The 22,840-nt window shown below is 72.6% G+C and carries 20 protein-coding genes, 3 pseudogenes and 1 riboswitch; of the genes and pseudogenes, 15 read left to right on the top strand and 8 right to left on the bottom strand.

Features of this window, described 5'->3' with window-relative positions:
- Positions 1-123: 123 nt before the first annotated feature.
- The 6 genes from tig to DA06_RS02175 all read left to right on the top strand — a co-directional run bounded on the left by tig (position 124) and on the right by DA06_RS02175 (position 6,674).
- Positions 124-1,776: a trigger factor gene (tig, locus tag DA06_RS02200; RefSeq protein ID WP_418607843.1), complete on the top strand. Its 1,653-nt coding sequence runs from the start codon at positions 124-126 to the stop codon at positions 1,774-1,776.
- A gap of 218 nt (positions 1,777-1,994) precedes the next feature.
- Positions 1,995-2,621: an ATP-dependent Clp protease proteolytic subunit gene (locus DA06_RS02195; protein ID WP_418607841.1), complete on the top strand. Its 627-nt coding sequence runs from the start codon at positions 1,995-1,997 to the stop codon at positions 2,619-2,621.
- Positions 2,622-2,692: 71 nt separating this feature from the next.
- Positions 2,693-3,340 (top strand): ATP-dependent Clp protease proteolytic subunit, encoded by a 648-nt coding sequence (locus DA06_RS02190; RefSeq protein ID WP_052436265.1) that lies wholly within the window; start codon positions 2,693-2,695, stop codon positions 3,338-3,340.
- Between the two features lie 188 nt (positions 3,341-3,528).
- Positions 3,529-4,806, top strand: a complete 1,278-nt coding sequence (gene clpX / locus DA06_RS02185; protein ID WP_043496941.1) for an ATP-dependent Clp protease ATP-binding subunit ClpX — start codon at positions 3,529-3,531, stop codon at positions 4,804-4,806.
- Between the two features lie 193 nt (positions 4,807-4,999).
- On the top strand, positions 5,000-6,229 hold the full coding sequence (locus DA06_RS02180) for a Vms1/Ankzf1 family peptidyl-tRNA hydrolase (protein ID WP_043496939.1): 1,230 nt from the start codon (positions 5,000-5,002) through the stop codon (positions 6,227-6,229).
- Between the two features lie 91 nt (positions 6,230-6,320).
- The gene (locus tag DA06_RS02175; RefSeq protein ID WP_052436262.1) at positions 6,321-6,674 is read left to right on the top strand and encodes a chorismate mutase; all 354 of its coding nucleotides are present in this window, start codon (positions 6,321-6,323) and stop codon (positions 6,672-6,674) included.
- A gap of 18 nt (positions 6,675-6,692) precedes the next feature.
- Here the strand turns inward: DA06_RS02175 and DA06_RS02170 are convergent, their stop codons facing one another.
- The 3 genes from DA06_RS02170 to DA06_RS02160 form a co-directional block, all read right to left on the bottom strand.
- On the bottom strand, positions 6,693-8,513 hold the full coding sequence (locus DA06_RS02170; RefSeq protein WP_418606787.1) for an AMP-dependent synthetase/ligase: 1,821 nt from the start codon (positions 8,511-8,513) through the stop codon (positions 6,693-6,695).
- Positions 8,514-8,550: 37 nt separating this feature from the next.
- Positions 8,551-11,220 carry a valine--tRNA ligase gene (gene valS / locus DA06_RS02165; RefSeq protein WP_043496938.1) on the bottom strand — a complete coding sequence of 890 codons (2,670 nt, stop codon included), beginning with the start codon at positions 11,218-11,220 and terminating at the stop codon, positions 8,551-8,553.
- 70 nt (positions 11,221-11,290) lie between these two features.
- Positions 11,291-12,361 (bottom strand): PfkB family carbohydrate kinase, encoded by a 1,071-nt coding sequence (locus tag DA06_RS02160; protein ID WP_418606786.1) that lies wholly within the window; start codon positions 12,359-12,361, stop codon positions 11,291-11,293.
- A gap of 87 nt (positions 12,362-12,448) precedes the next feature.
- Between DA06_RS02160 and DA06_RS02155 the strand changes: the two genes are divergently transcribed.
- The 7 genes and pseudogenes from DA06_RS02155 to DA06_RS02125 all read left to right on the top strand — a co-directional run bounded on the left by DA06_RS02155 (position 12,449) and on the right by DA06_RS02125 (position 16,938).
- Complete coding sequence (locus tag DA06_RS02155) at positions 12,449-13,237, top strand: hypothetical protein (protein WP_418606785.1); 789 nt, start codon at positions 12,449-12,451, stop codon at positions 13,235-13,237.
- A complete protein-coding gene (locus DA06_RS02150; protein ID WP_418606784.1) occupies positions 13,197-13,805 on the top strand; it encodes a hypothetical protein in 609 nt (202 codons plus the stop codon). The genes DA06_RS02155 and DA06_RS02150 overlap by 41 nt, the downstream gene beginning before the upstream one ends.
- A gap of 197 nt (positions 13,806-14,002) precedes the next feature.
- A complete protein-coding gene (locus DA06_RS02145) occupies positions 14,003-14,491 on the top strand; it encodes a flavodoxin family protein (RefSeq protein ID WP_043496936.1) in 489 nt (162 codons plus the stop codon).
- 406 nt (positions 14,492-14,897) lie between these two features.
- Positions 14,898-15,131 carry a cupin domain-containing protein gene (locus DA06_RS02140; RefSeq protein ID WP_418606783.1) on the top strand — a complete coding sequence of 78 codons (234 nt, stop codon included), beginning with the start codon at positions 14,898-14,900 and terminating at the stop codon, positions 15,129-15,131.
- 42 nt (positions 15,132-15,173) lie between these two features.
- Positions 15,174-16,173, top strand: a pseudogene (locus DA06_RS02135) (TIGR03557 family F420-dependent LLM class oxidoreductase).
- Positions 16,170-16,589: pseudogene (locus DA06_RS02130) on the top strand (coenzyme F420-0:L-glutamate ligase); the annotation flags it as partial. The pseudogenes DA06_RS02135 and DA06_RS02130, both read left to right, overlap by 4 nt.
- Positions 16,590-16,668: 79 nt before the next feature.
- Entirely contained in the window at positions 16,669-16,938 is a 270-nt protein-coding gene (locus DA06_RS02125; protein ID WP_418607840.1) for a coenzyme F420-0:L-glutamate ligase, read from the top strand.
- Between the two features lie 331 nt (positions 16,939-17,269).
- Here DA06_RS02125 and DA06_RS02120 read toward each other — a convergent pair whose 3' ends face one another.
- Positions 17,270-17,821, bottom strand: a complete 552-nt coding sequence (locus DA06_RS02120; protein ID WP_418606782.1) for an HNH endonuclease signature motif containing protein — start codon at positions 17,819-17,821, stop codon at positions 17,270-17,272.
- A 29-nt stretch (positions 17,822-17,850) separates the two neighbouring features.
- Here DA06_RS02120 and DA06_RS02115 point away from each other — a divergent pair, with 29 nt between their 5' ends.
- Complete coding sequence (locus tag DA06_RS02115) at positions 17,851-18,537, top strand: galactokinase (RefSeq protein ID WP_043496920.1); 687 nt, start codon at positions 17,851-17,853, stop codon at positions 18,535-18,537.
- A 41-nt stretch (positions 18,538-18,578) separates the two neighbouring features.
- Positions 18,579-18,947: a TraR/DksA family transcriptional regulator gene (locus DA06_RS02110; protein WP_043496918.1), complete on the top strand. Its 369-nt coding sequence runs from the start codon at positions 18,579-18,581 to the stop codon at positions 18,945-18,947.
- A 5-nt stretch (positions 18,948-18,952) separates the two neighbouring features.
- Here the strand turns inward: DA06_RS02110 and DA06_RS02105 are convergent, their stop codons facing one another.
- The 4 genes and pseudogenes from DA06_RS02105 to glyA form a co-directional block, all read right to left on the bottom strand.
- Positions 18,953-19,360, bottom strand: a complete 408-nt coding sequence (locus DA06_RS02105) for a ClpX C4-type zinc finger protein (protein ID WP_043496915.1) — start codon at positions 19,358-19,360, stop codon at positions 18,953-18,955.
- Between the two features lie 152 nt (positions 19,361-19,512).
- Complete coding sequence (locus DA06_RS02100) at positions 19,513-20,328, bottom strand: exodeoxyribonuclease III (RefSeq protein ID WP_043496929.1); 816 nt, start codon at positions 20,326-20,328, stop codon at positions 19,513-19,515.
- A 177-nt stretch (positions 20,329-20,505) separates the two neighbouring features.
- Positions 20,506-21,393: a bifunctional methylenetetrahydrofolate dehydrogenase/methenyltetrahydrofolate cyclohydrolase gene (locus DA06_RS02095; protein WP_043496927.1), complete on the bottom strand. Its 888-nt coding sequence runs from the start codon at positions 21,391-21,393 to the stop codon at positions 20,506-20,508.
- A gap of 12 nt (positions 21,394-21,405) precedes the next feature.
- Positions 21,406-22,688 (bottom strand): annotated as a pseudogene (gene glyA / locus DA06_RS02090) (serine hydroxymethyltransferase); the annotation flags it as partial.
- 56 nt (positions 22,689-22,744) lie between these two features.
- Positions 22,745-22,835, bottom strand: a riboswitch (ZMP/ZTP riboswitch).
- Positions 22,836-22,840 lie beyond the last annotated feature (5 nt).

Raw genomic sequence — 22,840 nt, 5'->3', positions numbered from 1 at the left:
GCAGCGTGCCCTAGGATTGGTCGGTCTGTGCGCCCCGGCTCGTGTCGGGAGCACGCAAGAACTTCGCGCCGCCTCACGGGGCGGGGCCTGACCGAACAGTCACGATGAGTGGAGAGCACCGCAGTGAAGAGCGCCGTCGAGAACCTTGAGCCCACCCGGGTCAAGCTGACCGTGGAGGTGTCGTACGACGAGCTCAAGCCGAGCCTCGACCACGCCTACTCCCACATCGCCGAGCAGGTCAACGTGCCCGGCTTCCGCAAGGGCAAGGTGCCGCCGCGCGTGCTCGAGCAGCGCGTCGGCCGCGCCGCCGTCATCGAGCATGCCGTCAACGACGCCGTCCCCGGTTTCTACAACCAGGCGGTCGCCGAGACCGAGGTGCGCCCGATGGGCCAGCCGAGCATCAACGTCACCGAGATCCCCGCGGTGACGGGCACCCCCGGCGGACAGCTCGTCTTCGAGGCCGAGGTCGACGTGCGCCCGGAGATCACCCTGCCCGGGCTGGACGGCATCGAGCTCAGCGTCGACCAGGCCGCGGTGAGCGACGACGACGTGACCGCGAAGCTCGACGAGCTGCGGGAGCGCTTCGGGAGCCTCGTGGGCGTCGAGCGTCCGGCCCAGGACGGTGACTTCGTCGTCATCGACCTGTCCGCCAAGATCGGTGACGAGGAGGTCGACTCGGTCTCCGGCGTCTCCTACCAGATCGGTGAGGGGAACATGCTCGAGGGGCTCGACGAGGCCCTCGTCGGGCTGAGCGCGGGGGAGACCACCACCTTCACGGCCTCCCTGGCCGGCGGCGAGCACGCGGGCGAGGAGGCCGAGGTCACCGTGACCCCGACCGCCGTCAAGGAGCGCGACCTGCCCGAGGCGGACGACGAGTTCGCCCAGCTCGCCTCCGAGTTCGACACCATCGACGAGCTGCGCGAGGACCTCCGCGGCCAGGCCACGAAGGACAAGGGCGCCGACCAGGCCGTCCAGGCGCGCGACCTCCTCCTCGAGCGGCTGCGCGGCGACGTGGAGATCCCCGTCCCCGCCGGCGTCGTCGAGGCCGAGATCGAGCGCCACCTCCAGGCCGAGGGCAAGGAGGCCGGCGACGCCCACGGCGAGGAGGTCCGCGAGGAGATCACCGACCTCCTGCGGGACCAGATGCTGCTGGACGCCCTGGTGGACCAGTTCAAGGTCGGCGTCACGCAGAACGAGCTGCTCGAGTTCCTGGTCTCCAGCGCCCAGCAGTACGGCATGGAGCCCAACCAGTTCATCCAGGCCGCCTCCCAGACGGGTCAGATCCAGGCGTTCATGGGCGAGATCGCGCGCAACAAGGCGCTGGCCGTGGCGCTGCGCCAGGTGAGCGTGAAGGACTCCGAGGGCAACGAGATCGACCTCAGCGAGTACATCGGCTCCGACGAGCTCGACGCCGCGGGCCCGGAGGGTGCCGAGACGGAGAGCGCCGAGTCCGGCGAGTCGGCCGAGAGCGCCGAGTCCGGCGAGTCGGCCGAGAGCGCCGAGTCCGGCGAGTCGGCCGAGTCGGCCGCCTCCCCCGAGGAGGCCGGGGCTGACCAGCCCGCGTCGGACGAGCAGGCCGCGACGGACGAGGCCGCCGGCGACGCCACCGCCACCGCCGACGAGGCAGAGAAGAAGCCGGCGAAGAAGCCCGCGACGACGAAGAAGGCCGGGACCACGAAGAAGGCCGAGCCGGCGAAGAAGACCGCGCCGGCGAAGAAGGCCGCGACGAAGAAGGCCGCGAAGGCCGAGGACGCTGCGGAGGGGGCGGCCGAGTAGATCCGCACTCCCGTCACGGGCCGGCACCGCGAGGTGCCGGGCCCGTGGTGCACCCGCGGAACCACGCGGCGGCCGCCGCCGTGCGCCGTGAGCGAAAAGGGCCGCCTGGGCAAAGGATCTGTCGGCGGGCGGCGTTAGTGTCGACGGACCGGACCAGCACAGGTCGAGACCGCCGTGCCGCGGGCGCGGCGAGAAGGAGCATGCACGTGAGCGAGAAGATGCCGCAGGCGAGGACCGAGGGCGCCGGCATGGGCCTGACCGACAACATCTACAACCGGCTCCTGAAGGAGCGCATCATCTGGCTCGGCTCGGAGGTGCGCGACGACAACGCCAACGCCATCTGCGCGCAGATGATGCTGCTCGCCGCCGAGGACCCGGAGAAGGACATCTTCCTGTACATCAACTCCCCGGGCGGATCCATCACCGCGGGGATGGCGATCTACGACACCATGCAGTTCGTCCAGCCGGACGTCGCCACGGTGGCGATGGGCATGGCGGCGTCGATGGGGCAGTTCCTGCTCTCGTCCGGGGCCAGGGGCAAGCGGTTCGCCACCCCGCACGCCCGCGTGATGATGCACCAGCCGTCCGGCGGCATCGGCGGCACCGCCACAGACATCCGCATCAACGCCGAGCTCATCCTCCACATGAAGCGCGTGCTGGCCGAGCTGACGGCCGAGCAGACCGGCAAGAGCGTGGAGCAGATCAACAAGGACGCGGACCGGGACCGCTGGTTCACGGCGCCCGAGGCCCTCGAGTACGGCTTCGTCGACCACGTCGTCGAGCACTCGCGCTCGGTGCCCGGCGGCGGGGGCACCGACAGCAACAGCGGGTCCGAGACCAAGTGACGCCGCACCCTGCCGACCCGACGACACCAGGAGCACCCGTGAGCACCAACTTCTTCGCCCAGGCCGGCCGGATGCCGGCCTCCACCGCGCCGGCCATGCCGTCCGCGCGGTACGTCCTGCCCCAGTTCGAGGAGCGCACCGCCTACGGCTACAAGCGTCAGGACCCGTACACCAAGCTGTTCGAGGACCGCATCATCTTCCTCGGCGTGCAGGTCGACGACGCCTCCGCGGACGACGTCATGGCCCAGCTGCTGGTCCTGGAGAGTCAGGACCCGGACGGTCTGATCACCATGTACATCAACTCGCCCGGCGGCTCGTTCACCGCCATGACGGCGATCTACGACACCATGCAGTACATCAAGCCGCAGATCCAGACCGTGTGCCTGGGTCAGGCGGCCTCGGCCGCCGCGGTCCTTCTCGCGGCCGGCTCGCCCGGCAAGCGCCTCGCGCTGCCCAACGCCCGCGTGATGATCCACCAGCCCGCGATGGAGGGCGGCGGCTACGCGCAGGCGTCGGACATCGAGATCCACGCCAACGAGGTGCTGCGGATGCGCGAGTGGCTCGAGGAGACCCTCGCCCGTCACTCCGGCACCCCGGTGGACCAGGTCCGCAACGACATCGAGCGCGACAAGATGCTCACGGCCGAGCAGGCACGCGAGTACGGCCTCGTGGACCAGGTCCTCGAGTCGCGCAAGACTCCCGTGCTGACCGAGGCCTGACGGACCGACGGAAGCCGCCGGGCGTGACCGTCCCTCGGGGCGTCGCGCCCGGCGTCGCCGTATCCGGGGTACCGTGAACCGCCCGCGCGGCGAGCAGGACAGGACCGCACCTCGTGGTGTGGAATGGTGCTGCCGGGCCGATACTCCGGCGGGCACGAGAAGAGACGACGAGACGGTGGTGGAGCGCGGTGGTTCGCACAGGTGAGGGAGCGGACCTGCTCAAGTGCTCGTTCTGCGGGAAGAGCCAGAAGCAGGTCAAGAAGCTCATCGCAGGTCCTGGCGTGTACATCTGCGACGAGTGCATCGACCTGTGCAACGAGATCATCGACGAGGAGCTGGCGGAGGCCAGCGAGCTCGGCCTGGTGGACCTGCCCAAGCCGCGCGAGATCTACGACTTCCTCGAGGAGTACATCATCGGCCAGGACCGCGCGAAGCGGTCGCTGGCGGTGGCGGTCTACAACCACTACAAGCGCGTCCAGGCCCGCGAGTCCGCCGGGCAGGACGACACGGCCGTCGAGATCGCCAAGTCCAACATCCTCCTCATCGGCCCGACCGGCACCGGCAAGACCTACCTCGCGCAGACGCTCGCGAAGATGCTCAACGTCCCGTTCGCGATCGCGGACGCCACCGCGCTGACGGAGGCCGGCTACGTCGGCGAGGACGTCGAGAACATTCTCCTCAAGCTCATCCAGGCCGCCGACTTCGACGTCAAGAAGGCCGAGAAGGGCATCATCTACATCGACGAGATCGACAAGATCGCCCGCAAGAGCGAGAACCCGTCGATCACACGGGACGTGTCCGGCGAGGGCGTCCAGCAGGCGCTCCTGAAGATCATCGAGGGCACCCAGGCCTCGGTGCCGCCGCAGGGTGGACGCAAGCACCCGCACCAGGAGTTCCTCCAGATCGACACGACGAACGTGCTGTTCATCGTCGCGGGGGCCTTCGCGGGGCTCGAGGAGATCATCTCGGCCCGCGCCGGGCGGCGAGGCATCGGGTTCGGCGCGCCTCTGCGTTCCGCCGACCAGGAGGTCGACCTCTTCTCCGAGGTCCGGCCCGAGGATCTGCACAAGTTCGGCCTCATCCCCGAGTTCGTGGGACGGCTGCCGATCGTGGCGACGGTGGGCAAGCTCGACCAGGACGCGCTCGTGCGCATCCTGACCGAGCCGCGCAACGCCCTGGTCAAGCAGTACCAGCGCATGTTCGAGATCGACGGCGTGGAGCTGGAGTTCACCGACGACGCGCTCGAGGCGATCGCGGACCAGGCGCTCCTGCGCGGCACGGGCGCCCGCGGCCTGCGCGCGATCATGGAGGAGGTCCTGCGTGAGGTGATGTTCGAGGTCCCGTCGCGTGACGACGTGGCCCGCGTCGTCGTCACCCGCGAGGTGGTCCTCGAGAACGTCAACCCGACGCTCGTGCCGCGCGAGAAGGCGAGCAAGCGGCGGACGCCCCGCGAGAAGTCCGCCTGACGGGCGGGCGGACCCGTCGTCCGAGAGGCCGGTACCGGTACAGGTGCCGGCCTTTCGTGCGCCTGTGGGGCTCCGCGGGGGTTCCTGCGTGCGGCTGCCGGGTCCCTGCGCCGGCCCCGGGTGCCCCTGTGGCGTCCGGGCGCCGGGTGCGCGAGAGTGGACGGACCAACGATCCCGAACAGCGAGGTGCCCGATGCGACTTGACCGGATCACCGCCGACCTTCCCCAGAACGTCCCTCTCGTGACCGTGGTGATGGACGCGACGCGGGAGAGCGAGACCGGGAACCAGGCGGTGCTCACACGGTGGAAGGACCTCCGGCGGAGCCTGGAGGAGCAGGGTGCCGACGGACCCACCCTGGAGGCGCTCGGTGAGCGTATCCGGACCATCAGCAACGCGGCCGGCAAGCATGGACGGGTCCTCGTCGCAGCCCGCGAGGAGGTGCTCCTGGACTGCACGCTCGCCACGCCGCCCGGTTCCGACGAGGCTCTCGTCGACGCCGGCGTGAACGCCCTCGCGCTGGCGCGCGTGGCGGACGAGCACGTGCGGTACCTGCTGGTCACGGTGGACCGCTCGGGCGCCGACGTCACTCTCTTCGAGTCCGCGTCCGCGAGCGAGGTCGCCACGGACCTCATGAGCGTCGAGGGTGGGCACGACGAGCTGACCAAGGCCAACGCAGGCGGTTGGTCCCACCGCCGCTTCGAGAAGCGCGTGGAGGACTCCTGGGAGCGCAACGCCGAGGTGGTCGCCGCAGAGCTCGACCGCATCGTCGCCGAGCGCCGGCCCGAGCTGCTCCTTCTCACCGGCGACGTCCGCGCCCGCGCGCTCGTGGCCGACTCGCTCGGGCAGGCCGCCCGGGAGATTCTGACCACCCTCGACGGTGGTTCCCGGGCCGACGGCGTCAAGGCGGACGCGTTCAACGCGCACGTCTCGCAGGCGCTCACGCAGTACCGTCTCCGCCGTCGTGAGGCGGTCGTCGACCGCTTCCGTGAGGCGCACGGCCAGGACGGTGCGGCGGTCTCGGGGCGCGACGGCGTCCTCGACGTGCTCCGGCGCGGCCAGGTGGCCGAGCTCCTGGTGACCGAGGCGGTGGCGGGTCCGCCGTCGTCCCTCGCGCGCAAGAAGCTGTGGTGCGGTGACGACCCGCTCCAGATCGGGAACCACACCGACGTCGTGGAGATGGGCGCGCGTGCCCCGCACGAGGTCCGATCGGACCTCGCCCTCGGGCGCGCCGCCCTCGCGCAGGGGGCGGGCATCACGGTGGTGGACGAGGCGAGCGTCCAGCTCGCCGACGGCGTCGGCGCCCTGCTGCGCTGGAACGACGCGGGCACGCCCAACGACCACCTGTTCTCGCAGAGCGCCGATCCGCACCGGGAGGGTCGCAGCCGGGTCGGGCGGCGCCAGGAGATCACCGAGCCCCGCTGAGCCACGGGAGGACGGTGCCCCGGCGGGCGCCGTCCTCCCGCCCCGTGGGCGGGGCGGGAGCGGGGCGCACCGTTGTCCGTAGGATCACGCCATGACGACGACCCCGGGGATCCACCGCAGCAACGAGCCCGAGGACGTGCCGGCCGCGCTGCGGTCCGCTCGCGCGACGATCGACAACATCGACGCCGCCCTCGTGCACCTGCTCGCCGAACGGTTCCGCTGCACCCAGCAGGTCGGCGTCATGAAGGCCGAGCTCGACCTCCCGCCGTCGGACCCGGGACGGGAGGAACGCCAGGTCGCACGCCTGCGCGCGCTGGCCGAGGAGGCGGGCCTCGACCCGGTCTTCGCCGAGAAGTTCCTGAAGTTCATCGTGGAGGAGGTCATCCGCCACCACGAGGACATCGCCGAGGCGCGCGCCGCCGGCACGGACCGGCGGAACGCCTGACCTCTCGCCCGGGTGGGGTCAGGAGTAGATCTTCTCGACCTCGCCGGCGAAGTCGGCGAGCACTTTGGCGCGCTTCACCTTCTGCGACGGCGTCAGGTAGTCGTTCTCGATCGTGAAGTCCGTGGTCAGGACCCGGACCTTGCGGATGGACTCCGCCCGGGAGACCGCCTCGTTCGCGCGGGTGACGGCCCGGTCGAGCGCGGCGAGCACCTGCGGGTTCTCGGCCGCCTCCGCCACGCTCATCGCGGGCAGGTCGTGGTTGGCCAGCCACTGGGGCAGCATGTCGCCGTCGAGGGTGACGAGGGCGCCGATGAAGGGCCTGCCGTCGCCGACCACGACCACCTGGGAGACGAGCGGGTGTCCGCGGAGCCGGTCCTCCAGCACCGCCGGGGCCACGTTCTTGCCGCCCGCCGTGACGATCAGCTCCTTCTGGCGGCCGGTGATGCGCAGGTAGCCGTCCTCGTCGAGCGTGCCGATGTCCCCGGTGACGAACCAGCCGTCGTCGAACGCCGCCGCGGTCGCCTCGGGGTTGTTGCGGTATCCGCGGAAGACGTTCGGGCCCTTGACCTGAACCTGGCCGTCGGGGCCGATGCGCACCGAGCTGCCGGGGTAGGGCGGGCCGACCGTGCCGATCTTGACGAGGCCGGGCCGGTTGACCGTGGTCGGCGCACCGACCTCGGTCAGGCCGTACCCCTCGAGGACGACGACGCCGATCCCGCGGAAGAAGTGCCCGAGCCGCTCGCCGAGCGGGGCGCCGCCGGAGACGGCGTAGACGAGGTCCCCGCCCATCGCCGCGAGGATCTTGCCGTAGACCAGCCTCGCGGCGATCGCACGCTGCGCCTTCAGGGCCGCCGACGGGCCGCCGGGGCGGTCCTGGGCGCGCGAGTACTCGATGGCCACCTTGGCGCCCCACCGGAAGATCCGCTGCTTCGCGCCCGACCCGGCCTTGGCGTCCGCCGAGTTGTAGACCTTCTCGAAGACGCGCGGGACCGCGAGCAGGAAGGTCGGCCGGAACGCGTCGAGGTCGGCCACCAGGTTCCGTGCGTCGGGCACGTGGGCCATCACGGCACCCGAGTAGATGCAGAGCACCTCCACGAACCGGGCGAACACGTGCGCCAGCGGCATGAAGAGCAGCGTGCGCTTGCCCGAGCCCCGCACGACGTCGGAGAAGTTCGGGTCGTCGGTGCCGTTGACCACCAGGGAGACGAAGTTGCCGTGGGTCAGTTCGACACCCTTGGGCCGCCCGGTGGTCCCCGAGGTGTAGATGATCGTCGCGAGGGAGTCCATCACGACGGCGTCGGTGCGCTCGTCGACCACCTGCTCCGCGACGCCCTCGCCCTCGGCCGAGACCTGGGAGAGCGCGAACTCGTCGATGCCCCAGACCTTCTCCAGGCCCTCGACCTTGCCGACCAACGGCTCCACGAGCGCGGCCATCGCGCGGTTCTGCACGAAGACGACCTTCGCGCCCGCGTCGGAGACGATCCACTCCACCTGCTCCGCCGAGGAGGTCTCGTAGATCGGCACCGGTACCGCGCCGGCGCTCCAGATGCCGAGGTCGAGCACCGTCCACTCGTAGCTCGTCGGGCTCATGATGGCGACCCGGTCGCCCTGCCCGACCCCGAGGGCCACCAGGCCCCTGGCGAGCGCGCGCACCTCGTCGAAGAAGACCTTCGTGGTCACCGGCACGAAGCTGGACCCGAGGGCGGACTGGCGCTCGAAGATCGTCCCCTCCGGGTCGCGGGCCGCACGGTCCCGCAGGATCTTGGGCACCGACATCTCCGGGGTCAGCCGGCCGCGGCCGGCCGTGGAGGCCTCGGGCAGCGTGGTGGTCTGAGCCATCGTGCTCCTTCCGTGCGTACGTGACGCGTTCGTGGCGTCAGCGACGCGGTTCGGGCTCGTCGAGCTCGTGGTCGACGACGGCGGCAGCGTCCCCGGCGGGCGCCCCGAGGATCTCCAGGTCGCCGCGCACCCGGCCGGCCGCGCGCAGGTCGGCGAGGGCCTGCTGGACCAGTGCGACCGACTCCGCGGGCAGCTGCAGGCGCACCCGCGCGAACGTGGTGCGCTGGGAGACCTTCGCCTCCGACTTGACCTTGCGCAGAGCCGCCAGCGCGGTGCCGGTCGCACCGATCAGGGCGGGGTCGCCGTCGGCCGCGGCGGCGCGCAGCGGGGCCGACGTCGGCCACGGCGCCCGGTGCACCGAGCCGGTGCGGTACCAGCTCCACACCTCCTCGGTGGCGAACGGCAGCACAGGGGCGAACAGGCGCAGCATCGTGTCGACGGCGATCGCGAGCGCGGCGCGGGCCGAGGCCGCCTCCGCCGCGCCCACGGCGCCGTCGCGGTTGTACGCGCGGTCCTTGACGAGCTCGAGGTAGTCGTCGCAGAACGTCCAGAAGAACGTCTCGGTGGTCTCCAGGGCGCGGGTGTGGTCGTACGCCTCGAGGGCCGCGGTGGCCGTGTCGACGACGTCGGCCAGGCCGGCGAGCATCGCGCGGTCGACGGGCGCGGTGACGGCCGCCGGGTCGAGGACCAGGTCGGCCTCACCGCCCATCGTCAGCGCGAACCGGGAGGCGTTGAGGACCTTGATGGCCAGCCGGCGGCCGATCTTCATCTGCCCGATCTCGAAGGCCGCGTCCGTGCCCAGGCGGGCCGAGGCCGCCCAGTAGCGCACGGCGTCGGAGCCGTGCTCCTCGAGCAGGCCCATGGGCGTGACCACGTTGCCCTTGGACTTGGACATCTTCTTGCGGTCCGGGTCGAGGATCCAGCCCGAGATGGCGGCGTGACGCCACGGCAGCTCCCCGAACTCGAGGTGCGCGCGCACCACGGTGGAGAACAGCCACGTGCGGATGATGTCCTGGCCCTGCGGGCGCAGGTCCATCGGGTAGACACGCTCGAACAGGTCCTGGTCGCGCAGCCACCCGCCGGCGATCTGCGGGGAGAGCGACGACGTCGCCCAGGTGTCCATGATGTCCACCTCGCCGACGAACCCGCCGGCGGCGCCGCGCTGGTCCTCGGTGTAGCCGGCGGGGACGTCGATGCTCGGGTCGACGGGGAGCTGGGCCTCGTCGGGGGTGAGCACGCGGTCGTGGTCGGGCTCGCCGTCGGCCCCGACGGCGTACCAGACGGGGATCGGGACGCCGAAGAAGCGCTGGCGGGAGATGAGCCAGTCGCTGTTGAGACCGTTCACCCAGTTTTCGTAGCGCACCCGCATGAAGTCGGGGTGGAAGTCGAGCTCCTTGCCGCGCGCGATCAGGTTCTCGCGCAGCTCCCTGCCGTCGGCCTCGGTGTGCGGGCGCCCGCCGTTGCGGATGTACCACTGCCGCGAGGTGACGATCTCGAGGGGCTTGTCGCCCTTCTCGAAGAAGTTGGTCTTGCGCTGGGTGGGGACCGGGTCGCCGACGAGGTCGCCGGAGGTCCGGAGCGCGTCCACGACGGCGGTGCGCGCCGAGAACGTCGTCTTCCCGGCCATCTCGGCGTAGGCGGCGCGTCCGCCGTCGTCCGTGATCCACTCCGGGGTCTCGGCGAGGATGCGGCCGTTGCGGCCCAGGACGGGGCGCGTGGGCAGGTCGAGCTCGCGCCACCACTGCACGTCGGTGAGGTCGCCGAAGGTGCAGCACATCGCGATGCCGGCGCCCTTGTCCATCTCCGCGGCCGGGTGGGCGAGGACGGGCAGCTCGACCCCGAAGATCGGCGAGGTGACCGTGGTGCCGAAGAGGTCCTGGTAGCGCTCGTCGTCAGGGTGGGCGATCAGCGCGACGCACGCGGGCAGCAGCTCGGGCCGGGTGGTCTCGATGTGGACCGGGGAGCCGTCCGGCCGGTGGAAGGCGACCTTGTGGTAGTGCCCCGGGTAGTCGCGGGCCTCGAGCTCGGCCTGCGCGACGGCGGTCTGGAACGTGACGTCCCACAGCCCCGGGGCCTGGGCCTGGTAGGCCTCGCCGCGGGCGAGGTTGCGCAGGAAGGCGGCCTGGGCCACGAGCCGGGCGTCGCTGCCGATGGTCTGGTAGTGCTGCTTCCAGTCGACGGAGAGGCCGAGGTGGCGCCACAGCGCCTCGAACTGCTGCTCGTCCTCGGCGGTGAGCCGCTCGCACAGCTCGACGAAGTTGCGGCGGCTGACGGGCACCTGGTCCGCGGCCTTGACCGACTTGCCCTCCCCGCCGGTGTGCGGCGGGGTGAAGCCGGGCTCGTAGGGCAGCGACGGGTCGCAGCGCACGCCGAAGTAGTTCTGCACGCGGCGTTCCGTGGGCAGGCCGTTGTCGTCCCAGCCCATGGGGTAGAAGACGGCCTTGCCGCGCATGCGCTGGTAGCGCGCGACGACGTCGGTGTGGGTGTAGCTGAAGACGTGCCCGACGTGGAGCGAGCCGGAGACGGTGGGTGGCGGGGTGTCGATGGAGTACACCTGCTCGCGGGTGGCGCTGCGGTCGAAGGCGTAGGTGCCCTCGCGCGTCCACGCCTCGTTCCAGCGGTCCTCGATCCCGTCGAGGCTGACCTTCTCCGGTACCGACGGCGGGGGGGAAGGTCTCGACGTCGACGGAGGGGGCCAGGGATGCATCGCTCATGGTGACCGATTCTTCCACGACGGCGGACGTGGCCGTCGTCACGCTCCGCCTACCCGGTCCCGCTCAGCCGGCCGGCCTCACCGTCGGGGCGGGGGCGGGGGCGGCGGTGTCGGGCATCGCGTCGGAGAAGCGGGCGATGGTCGCCTCGGCACGCCGGACCCGGGCGAGGGCGTGCCCGGGCAGGACGTCCTCGAGGAACTCGTAGCTGTCGGCGGTCTCCCGGGCGGCTCGGTCGCCGGTGCGGGCGGCCGCGACCGTGGCGTCCCACCAGTCGGCGATGTCGCCCCACCCGGGAGCGGCGAGCGACCCGCCGAAGTGCTGCACCGCCAGGGCCGAGCACAGGACGGCGAAGCGGAGTCGCCGCTCGAGCTCCCAGCCCTGCAGGGTGGCACCGATGAGCGCGGCGGCGAACACGTCACCGGCGCCCGTGGCGTCGAGGGCCCGGACCCGCAGCGGTGGGACCTCGACCTGCGCGCCGGTCGCGGAGTCGACGGCGAGCGCGCCCTCCGCCCCGCGCGTGACCACCACGAGGGGGACGTGCTCCGCGAGGCGCGCGCGGCGCCGGGCGGGGGTGTCCGTCCGCGTGTACGCCATGGCCTCGACCGCGTTGGGCGTGAACGCGTGACAGCCGTCCAGCGTGGCGAGGCGCGCCGGGTCCCAGTTCTGCGTCGGGTCCCACCCGCCGTCGGCGAAGACCAGCGAGCCCGAGGCGGCGGGGGCACGCCACCAGGGCGCATCGCCGTCCCCGGGCTGCGTGATGTCGGCGACCACGGCGCGGGCCGGGGGAGCGGCGGCGGCGAGGGTGCCGGCGGGCTCGGGGTCGGGATGGCCGTGGCTGACCATGGCGCGATCTCCGTCGAGCGCGAGCGAGACGGTGACCGAGGTGTGCCAGTGCCGGTACCGGCGTGCGGCCGTGAGGTCCACACCCTCCTGCTGCGACAGCACGGTCCAGAGCCAGTCGGCGTACGCGTCGTCGCCGAAGCCGGAGGCGAGGCCCGTGCGCAGACCGAGCCGGGCGGCGGCGATGGCGAGGTTCGCGATGCCTCCGGGCGCGCTGCCCATGCCCTCGGCCCAGACCTCGGTGCCCGGGACCGGGCCGCCCGGCATGCCGGTGAAGATGAGGTCGAAGAACACCGGGCCGGTGACCAGCAGGTCGAGGGGATCTGAGGCGTCGGGGGGTCATGGTGCCTACGATCCTGCCATCCCGCTAGCGTGGGCCAGGTGATTCTGACGATCCTCGGCGGCGGCGGGTTCCGCGTACCGCTGGTGTACGAGGCGGTCGCGGCCGCGCGGGACCGGGTCCGGGTGGACGAGGTCGTCCTGCTCGACGACGACCCAGGCAGGCTCGCGGTCATGGCGGAGGTCCTGGCGCAGGCCGGCCGGGACAGCTCGGCCCCGGCGGGGCGGCAGGTTCCGCGGGTGCGGGCGACGACGGACCTCGACGAGGCCCTCACCGGCGCCGACGTCATCTTCTCCGCGGTACGTGTCGGAGGGACCGCCGGGCGCACGAGGGACGAGCGCGTGGCGCTCGGCGAGGGGCTGCTCGGTCAGGAGACCGTGGGGCCCGGCGGGCTCGCCTACGCGCTCCGCACGGTCCCCGAGGTGGACCGGATCGCCGCCCGGATCGCCGAGCTCGCGCCCCGGGCGTGGACGATCAGCTTCACGAACCCGGCGTCGATCGTCACCGAGGCGATGCGGGCAAGGCTGGGGGACAGGGTGGTCGGCATCTGCGACACCCCGATCTCGCTGGTGCGGCGTGCCCTGCGGGCCGTCGGGCTCGACGCTCGGGCCTTCGACCGCGGCGAGGCGGAGATCGACTACGCCGGACTGAACCACCTCGGCTGGCTGCGCGGCATCCGGGTGGGCGGCGAGGACCTGCTGCCGGGCCTGCTCGCCGACGACGCCGCGCTCGCGGGCCTGGAGGAGGCCAGGCTCATGGGGGGCCGGCTGGCTGCGGGCGCTCGGCGCCGTGCCCAACGAGTACCTGTACTACTACGACTTCACGCGTGAGGCCGTCGCTGGGATCGCGGCGCAGGAGTCCACGCGCGGGGAGTTCCTGCTGGCCCAGCAGGCGCGGTTCTACGAGGCGGCCGCCGCCGAGCCGGGGCGGGCGGGCGAGCTGTGGCGGGCCACGCTCGCCGAGCGGGAGGCCACCTACATGGCTACCGAGCGCGAGACCCAGCAGGCGGGGGAGCGGACGGAGGAGGACCTCGGCGGCGGGTACCACGAGGTGGCCGTCGACCTCATGGCCGCCCTGCTCGGCGGCGAGGAGCACCGCATGATCCTCGACGTCGCCAACACCGGCGCCGACGGCGCACCGCTCGTCGTGGGGCTGCCGGCCGACGCGGTGGTCGAGGTGCCGGTGCGCGTCGACGGCGAGGGCGTGCACCCGTTGCCGGTCGTACGCCCCCTGGAGCCGGCGATGCACGCCCGCGTCCAGGCGGTGAAGGCGTGCGAGCGGCTCGTCATCGAGGCGGCGCGGACGCGCTCGCCGGAGACCGCGTGGCTGGCGTTCGGCATGCACCCGCTGGTGGACTCCGCGAACGTGGCCCGGCGGCTCGTCGACGCCTACCTCTGACCGGCCGCTCGGCTCCTACGCGGCGCCCGGGACGCCCTGCCGGCCGCCCGCCGCTGGTGGATCCGGACCACCGGCCCGGCCCGGCCCGGGACCCTGGTCCCTTCCGCTCGTCCTCGCGGCGCGTTCTGCTGGTAGGGAAGGTCGCGGAGCGCGCTCCGCCCCTGGAGCGCCACGCGCGAGGTCAGGGAGGACCTGCCATGAACGTCGTCTACTACCACGCGTCCCGGTTCGGCAACGGCGCCGCGGTCGCGGCCAGGTTCGCGGACATCATGGCCGCGAGGGGCATCACGGTCGACGTCCGCCGCATGCGCGACTCCGACCCGAAGAACGTGCCCGCGGCCGACGTGTACGTCTTCAGCGCGCCCGGGTTCATGGGCAAGCCCCGCCGCACCGCGCGCAGCTTCGTCAGGCGCGTGCGGCTCCAGCCGGGAGCCCGGTACGCGATCCTCACCACCGAGGCGGCCGTGAAGCCGGACAAGAACGGGCAGATGCCCGATCCGGAGAAGCTCGAGCGATGGCAGCAGGTGATGCCGATCATGCGGAAGCTGCTCGAGGGCAAGGGCGTGGAGGTCGCGGAGGGCACCGTCAAGGTCACCGACCTGAAGGGTCCGCTCGAGGACGGCTGGGAGGAGAAGGTGCGAGCCTTCGCCGACGAGGTCTCCTCGGCCCAGGCGTCCGCAGCCTGAACGTCTTCTTCACGACGACCGCAACCGGGTCGCTCGACGACGCCGACAGGTCGGCCGCCGTCCCGGCGTGAGCTCGCCGTCGCCTCTCTCGACGTCGGGCTCCGCCGTCGTCCCGGTGCTTGCTACCACCTGCCTCCCGGCGAGCTCCGCCGTCGTCCCTGCTGCTCCGGCTGCGGCCGAGGCGGCCCTGCGAGAAGGTGGGACGACGCCGCACAGCACCACGATCGAGGAGGAGACGCATGACGATCCACCACTGGTCCCGCGAGGTCGAGCCTGAGGTGTCCCAGGACTTCCGGCGCGTGCTCTGGACGGGGGGAGCACAGCCAGCTCGTCATCATGACCATCCAGCCCGGGGGGTGAGATCGGCGAGGAGACGCACCCGGACAACGACCAGATCCTCAGCTTCGTGTCCGGGTCCGGCAAGGCAGTGATCGAGGGCGAGGAGCAGTTCGTCGCCGCCGGGGACATCGTCGCGGTGCCGGCCGGCACGAGGCACAACTTCGTGAACGTGGGCCCGAGCCCCCTCGTCCTGTACACGATCTACGGCCCGGCGCACCACGCGGAGGGGGCCGTGCACGCCACCAAGGAGGAGGCGGACGCCAAGGAGGAGGCCGGCGAGGACGAGCCGCCCCAGGGCTGACCGCCGGCAGGTGAGCACGAGCCGGCCTGCCAAGATGGCCCCATGAGTCTGACGATCGGTTACGCAGCAGCCCTCGAGCAGTTCGCGCCCATGGAGGCCGTGGAGTACTCGGCCCTCGCCGAGGAGCACGGGTTCTCGGGGGTGATGGCGGCCGACCACTTCCAGCCGTGGACGCCCACGCAGGGGCAGGCCGGCTTCGTGTGGAACGTGCTGACCGCGGTGGCAGAGCGCACACGGGGGGGACGTCGGACCCGGGGTGACGGCGCCGACGTTCAGGTGGCACCCGGCCATGGTCGCCCAGGCGTCCGCGACGCTCGCGGCGATGTACCCGGGCCGGCACTGGCTCGGGCTGGGTTCCGGTGAGGCGCTGAACGAGCACATCGTCGCCGGGTACTGGCCGGAGGCGCCCGAGCGGATCAACCGGATGTTCGAGGCGATCGAGATCATCCGCAAGCTGTTCACCAACTCGCTCGCCGGGAAGGACACCAAGCACTCGGGCACGTTCTACAAGCTCGAGTCCACGCGGCTGTGGTCGATGCCCGAGGAGGCACCGCCCATCCTGGTGGCCACCGGAGGCCCGGTGACGGCGAAGCGGGCCGGGAAGCACGCCGACGGACTGATCACCGTGGGTGCACCGCTGGAGAAGATCGGCGGGCTGTTCGAGAAGTTCGCTGCGGGAGCGAAGGAGGCGGGCAAGGACGCCGACGCGATGCCGAGGGTTCTGCAGCTGCACCTGTCTTGGGCCCCGACGGACGAGGAGGCGCTCGCGAACGCGATGGACCAGTGGCCCAACGGGGGGATGAAGTTCCCGAAGGCGGACATCCGCTCACCCTTCGACTTCGCCGCGATGGCCAAGCTCGTGCGCGAGGAGGACTTCGCCGGCCGCATGGTGATCTCCGCCGACCCGGACGCCCACCGGGCAGAGATCCAGCGCTACGTCGACCTCGGCTTCGACCGTATCTACCTGCACAACGTCGGCCGGAACCAGCGCGAGTGGCTCGAGGTCTTCGGCCGCGACGTGCTGCCGAAGCTTGCCCGATGAGCGCCGGCCACATGCTGCTGGCCCAGGCGCCCGACGGCGTTCCGACCATCACCCGGGGCGACGACCTCGCCGCGATCCTCGTTCCCGTGCTCGAGCGGCTCTCGTGGCCGGACGGGTCGACCGGGCTCTCGGAGGGCGACATCGTCGTCGTCTCCTCGAAGATCGTGTCGAAGTCCGAGGGGCGGCTGGTCGCCGCGCGTGACGACGCCGCGCGGGAGGCGGTGATCGCGGGCGAGACGGTCCGCGTCGTCGCCGAACGCGCGCGGCCCGACGGAACGACGTTGCGCATCGTCGAGAACAAGCTCGGCCTCGTGATGGCTGCCGCCGGCGTCGACAGCTCCGACGTCCCGCAGGGGACAGCCCTCCTGCTGCCCGAGGACCCCGACGCCTCCGCGCGCCGGCTCCGCCGCGGGCTCCACGCGCGCACCGGTGTCCGCCCCGGCGTCGTGGTGACCGACACGGCGGGGGCGCCCGTGGCGGCGTGGTGTGGTCGACATGGCGATCGGGGCCGCGGGCGTCGACGTCCTCTCGGACATGCGCGGCAGTTCCGACGCCTACGGCCGCGAGCTCCGCACCACAGTCATCGGGGTGGCCGACGAGATTGCCTCAGCCGCCGAGCTGGTGAAGGGGAAAGTGTCCGGCCGGCCCGTGGCCGTCGTGCGCGGGATGAGCCATCTGGTGACCCTGGACGACGGCGACGGTGCGGCCTCGTTGATCCGCCCACCGGAGGAGGACATGTTCCGACACGGAGCGGCGAAGGACTGAGCTCGCCACAGCGTGTCGCCGCGAATCGTTGCAGTTAGCCGAAGGGCCCCGGGGATCCGGGGGCCCTTCGCCTTTTTCGTCGTGTGTCGTGCATTTGCCCGGCCGGTGGGCCTGTTCCGGCTGGTCGTCGTTGCTCGGTCGGTCGTCGTTGCTCGGTCGGTCGCCGCTGCTCGGTCGGTCGCCGCTGTACGGACTCGGGCTCGCGGGGCTCGGGCTGCGGACCCGTGGACTGGCGGAGGAGGAGCTGCGGGCCGCGGGCACCTGGTGCGTGAGCCGCGGGCCGCGGGCACCTGGCGGGTGGGCTGCGGGCCGCCGCGCCTGGCGCGGGGGGTCAGAAGGGCGGCGGGTCGTCGTCGTGGAGGGGTTCGGGTGTGCCGTGCTGCGGCGGGCGGATGGCGAGGAGCGTGGTGGTGCCGTTGCGTTCGCGGCGGTAGGTGTGTCCGGAGGGGGTGGTCCAGACGAAGATGCCGGGCTCGGGCTGGGTGACGGCGAAGGCGCCGACGGTCTTGGTGGTGTGGTCGCGCTTGCACATCGAGCCGAGCTGGTCGATGTCGGTGGTCCCGCCGGCGGACCAGGCCTTGGTGTGGTCGATCTGGGCGCGGCGGGCGGGGTGGGTGCAGGCGGGGCGCACGCAGGTGACGTCGCGGGCGCGGACGAGGTCCTGGAGGGCGGCGGGGGGGTCGGTAGAGGCTGCGGCCGAGGTGGGTGACGACGCCCGTGACCGGGTCGGTGACGAGCCGGCGCCAGGTCCCGCCGGCGGCCAGCGCCCGCGCGAGGTCGGGGGTGATCGGCCCGTACCCTTCCAGATACGCCGCCTCGACACGCTCGCCGTCGCCGTCGCCGTCGCCGTCGCCGTCGCCGTCGTCGTCGTCGTCGTCGGCACCGCCGTCGCCGTCGTCGTGGCCGGCGGGGATGGACCAGGCGGCCGCCCTGCGCTCCCGGGCGGGGCACGCGCTGCTGCTCGACTGCCGCGACGGACAGGTCGAGCACGTGCCGCTGGACCTGGCGGCCTCCGGCCTGGAGCTCCTCGTCACGGACACCCGCGCGGAGCACCGGCTGGTGGACGGCCAGTACGCGCGGCGGCGCGAGGTGTGCGAGCAGGCGGCGCGCCGGCTCGGCGTGCCCGACCTGCGCGCGGTCGCGGACGCCGTCATGGGCGGCGGCAGCGCGCTCGACGAGATCCTGGCGGGGCTCCCGGACGGCGAGGAGCGCGCCCGGGTGCGGCACGTGGTCACCGAGATCGAGCGCGTCCGGTTCCTGGTCGCGCGGCTGCGCGACGACCCCGACGGCCCGCTGCGCGGCGGGTCCCTGAACCGGGTGGCGGAGGCGCTCGACGCCTCCCACGAGTCGCTGCGCGACGACTACGAGGTCTCCAGCCCCGAGCTCGACCTGGCCGTGGCCGCCGCGCGGGGCGCCGGGGCGCACGGGGCCCGGATGACCGGCGGCGGCTTCGGCGGGTCGTCGATCGCCCTCGTGGACGGCGACCTGTCGGGGACCGTCATGTCCGCCGTCGCCACCGCGTTCGAGGAGGCCGGCCTGGCCGCACCGGGGTTCCTCCGCGCGACCGCGTCGCCCGCCGCGGGCCGGGTCTCGGGCTGAGTCCGGCCCCGCGGCGTGGCCGCCCGGAGTACGGTGCCCCCATGACCGGCGGAGCGGAGGCCGACGGGTCGGCCCGGGAGCGCCTCCTCGCGCTGCGCGCCACCACCGAGGCGCGCCTGGCGGCGCTGGGCGGGACGTTCGAGGAGGTCGTCGCGGCGAGCGAGGACACCAACGCCGACGACGAGCACGACCCGGAGGGCGCCACCATCGGGTTCGAGCGGGCGCAGGTCGTGGCGCTGACCGTCAGCGCGCAGCGCACGCTGGACGACGTCGACGCCGCCCTCGAGCGGCTGGCGGACGGCACGTACGGCACGTGCCAGAGCTGCGGCCGGCCGATCGCCCCGGCGCGGCTCGCCGCCCGGCCCACCGCGACGCTGTGCGTGGACTGCGCGCAGCGGGCGCGCCGCTGACCTGGTCAGTCCTCGCCCGAGAAGCGGCCCCACGCGGACTGCCTGGTGATCCCCAGCGCCTCGCCGATCCGCGACCAGGTGACGCCGAGGTCCCGGAGCCGGGCCACGCACTCGTGCAGGCCGCTCTCCACCTGGCCCGACGCCGTGGACATGCGGGGCAGCAGCGCCAGCAGCTCGTCCTCGCCGAGGTCGTCCCACACCCTCAGGCGTGGCGCGCCACCCTCGTCCGCAGCAAGGGGCTCGTCCCCCGCCGCGGCCTGCGCGGACCTCGACGCTCCCGCAAGAATGTCCTGGCACAGGGCGACGCAGACGTCGCAGATGTAGACGCCCGGGCCGGCGATGATCTTCGCGACCTCCCGCTCGGGCTTCCCGCAGAACGAGCAGTGCAGCGTCTGCTCCCCGGTCTGTGCCATGCCGGCTCCCTCCAGCGCGCGACGTCAGGCCACCCCTGACGCACTGTCAGGGGCGACCTTACACGCAAGGGTGCCTTCGTCCCGTCAGGCCCGGTTCGAGGACGGGGCCGCTGTGCCGGGCCGCCGGCGACGTCGAGCCGCGGCGGCGGCGCTCAGAAGTCGTACGTGGCGACCATCGGCGCGTGGTCGGAGAAGCGCCGGTCGTAGGACGGCGCCCGGTCCACGACGGCGTCGGCCACCCTTCCGGCGAGCTCGGGGGTGGCGAGCTGGTAGTCGATCCGCCACCCGGAGTCGTTGTCGAAGGCCTTGCCGCGCCAGGACCACCACGTGTAAGGCCCGGGCTGCTCGCCCGCGACCTTCCGGGCGACGTCGACCCAGCCGTCGGCGAACCACTTGTCGAGGTAGGCGATCTCCTCGTCCAGCACGCCGGAGACCTTGTTGTGGTTGCTCTTCCAGTTCTTCAGGTCGAGCTCCGTGTGGACGATGTTGAGGTCGCCGCCGACGACGACGTCGCGCTCGCCGTCGCGGGCCTGGGCGGCGAGCTCGCCCAGCCGCTTCGTCACCTTCTCGAGGTGCGCGTACTTCAGGTCCATCTTCGGGGTCCTGGCGGTGCCGGAGTGGATGTAGACGGACACCGCGGTCAGCGGCCGGCCGGCCCCCGGGACGTCGAGGTCCATCTCGACCCAGCGCCCGGTGTCCACGGGCTCCTCACCGGCACCGTCCCCGAGGCCCACCCGCACGGCGGTGGCGGGCAGACGCGACGCGACCGCCACGCCGGCGCGGCCCTTGATGTCGCTGGCCTGGTGCGCGGTGGTCCACCCGTGGCCGAGGTGCTCCTCGAGCACGTCGTCCGTGGCGCGTACCTCCTGCAGGAGCATGACGTCCGGCCGGCGTTCCTCGACCCAGTCGCCCATGCCTCGGCGGTAGGCCGCACGGATGCCGTTGACGTTGACGGTGGCGATCTTCATGCCGACCATCCTCACCGATCCCGCGGACACTCCCGGACGCGTCCTGTCCGCCGGACACCGGCCGCCGGGGCGGGCATGGCCGGAACTGCGGGGAGGACCGGCGCCTGCGGCGGGCACCGGTCCTCCCCGCCCGTGCACGGGATCACACTGCGACCCCGGCGCGCGGCGGTTCCCGCCTCAGGCCTGCGACGCCTGCCGCTCCGCCGTCTCGACCACGTTCGCCAGCAGCATCGCCCGCGTCATCGGGCCGACCCCGCCCGGGTTGGGCGAGAGCCAGGACGCGACCTCGGAGACGCCGTCGGCCACGTCTCCGCGCAGCCTCGCCTTTCCGGAGACCGGGTCGACGGTCCGGGAGACGCCGACGTCGAGCACGACGGCCCCCGGCTTCACCATCTCGGCGGTGATGATCCCCGCCTGGCCGGCGGCCGCCACGACGACGTCCGCCTCCCGCACGTGCCTGGCGAGGTCGCGCGTGCCGGTGTGCGTGAGGGTGACGGTGGCGTTGACGTCCTTGCGGGTGAGCAGGAGCCCGATGGAGCGGCCCACCGTCGTGCCCCGGCCGACGACGCACACCTCCTTGCCGGCGAGCTCGACGCCGTGGCGGTCGAGGAGCTCGAGCACCGCCCGCGGCGTGCAGGGAAGCGGCGAGGTGACCTCCTCCTTCACGCGCAGCACCAGCCGGCCGAGGTTCGTCGGGTGCAGGCCGTCGGCGTCCTTGGCCGGGTCGATGAGCTCGAGCACCGCGTTCGTGTCCACGCCCCTCGGCAGCGGCAGCTGGACGATGTAGCCGGTGCACGCCGGGTCGGCGTTGAGGCGCTCGACGGCGGCCTCGACCTCGGCCTGCGTCGCGTCGGCCGGCAGGTCCTCGCGGATCGAGGCGATCCCGACCTCGGCGCAGTCGCGGTGCTTGCCGGCCACGTACGCCTTGGAGCCGGGGTCCTCCCCCACCAGCACGGTGCCGAGCCCGGGCGTGACGCCCCGCTCCCTCAGCGCGGCGACGCGTTCCGCCAGCTCGGCCTTGATGGTCGCCGCGGTGGCCCTGCCGTCCAGGACCTGCGCGGTCACTGCTCGAGGCCGGGGGTAGAGCGGGAACGCCTCGGTGAGCGCACGCACCCGGGCCCTCGCGGCCTCGACGTCCGTGCCGGCGCCGCCGACGAGGGTGGAGGCGATGATGTCGGCGACCTCGGTGAACTCGGCGGCGCCGAAGCCACGGGTGGCCAGTGCCGGCGTTCCGATGCGCAGGCCGGACGTCACGCGCGGCGGGCGGGGGTCGAACGGCACGGCGTTGCGGTTGACGGTGATGCCGGCGTCGTGGAGGAGGTCCTCGGCCTGCTGGCCGTCGAGGGCGGAGTTCCGCAGGTCGACGAGGACGAGGTGGACGTCCGTACCGCCGGTGAGCACGGAGACGCCGGCGTCGCGCACGTCCTGCGCGGAGAGCCGCTCGGCGATGATGCGGGCGCCTCGAGGGTGCGGCGCTGGCGGTCCTGGAACTCCTCGCCGGCCGCGATCCTGAACGCCACGGCCTTGGCGGCGACGACGTGCATGAGCGGCCCGCCCTGCTGGCCGGGGAAGACGGCGGAGTCGAGCTTCTTGCCGAACGTCTCCTTGTCCCGGGACAGGATGAAGCCGGACCGGGGGCCGCCGATGGTCTTGTGGACAGTGGAGGAGACGACGTCGGAGTGCGGCACCGGGGACGGGTGCAGGCCCGCGGCCACCAGACCCGCGAAGTGCGCCATGTCGGTCCACAGGTAGGCGCCGACCTCGTCGGCGATCTCGCGGAAGGCCGCGAAGTCGAGCTGGCGGGGGTAGGCGGACCAGCCGGCGATGATGACCTTGGGCCGGGCCTCGAGGGCCGCCTGGCGCACGGCCTCCATCTCGATCCGGTGGCTCTGCTCGTCGACGCCGTAGGCGGCGATGTCGTAGAGCTTGCCGGAGAAGTTGATCTTCATGCCGTGCGTGAGGTGCCCGCCGTGCGCCAGCGAGAGGCCGAGCACCTTGTCGCCCGGCGACGCGATCGCGTGCAGCACGGCAGCGTTCGCCTGCGCACCCGAGTGCGGCTGGACGTTGGCGTACTCCGCGCCGAACAGGGACGTCGCACGCTGGATCGCAAGGTTCTCGGCGATGTCCACCTGCTCGCAGCCGCCGTAGTAGCGGCGGCCCGGGTAGCCCTCGGCGTACTTGTTCGTCAGCACCGAGCCCTGCGCCTGCAGGACGGCGCGCGGGACGAAGTTCTCGCTGGCGATCATCTCGAGCGTCTCGCGCTGGCGCGCGAGCTCACCGTCGAGGACGGCCGCGATCTCGGGGTCCAGCTCGGCGAGCGACTGGTTCGCCACGGACGTCTCGGGCTTGGTCTGGCTCATGCTTCCTCCGCTGTCGGTCACGCACGGCGCGTGCGTGGATGCACTTCCGTTCGGTGACCCTCGGCCCAGGCGGACGACCTCGGGGGTTCCTGCTCGTGCCGCTCCCCGGTGGTGACCCACCTGCTGGCGCCAGTCGCGACCGGACGAGACTA

Source organism: Georgenia sp. SUBG003, from assembly GCF_000715355.2.
Lineage (GTDB): Bacteria > Actinomycetota > Actinomycetes > Actinomycetales > Actinomycetaceae > Georgenia.
The sequence above is the reverse complement of the archived record's forward strand: the minus strand, read 5'-3'. Positions and strand labels throughout refer to the sequence as shown.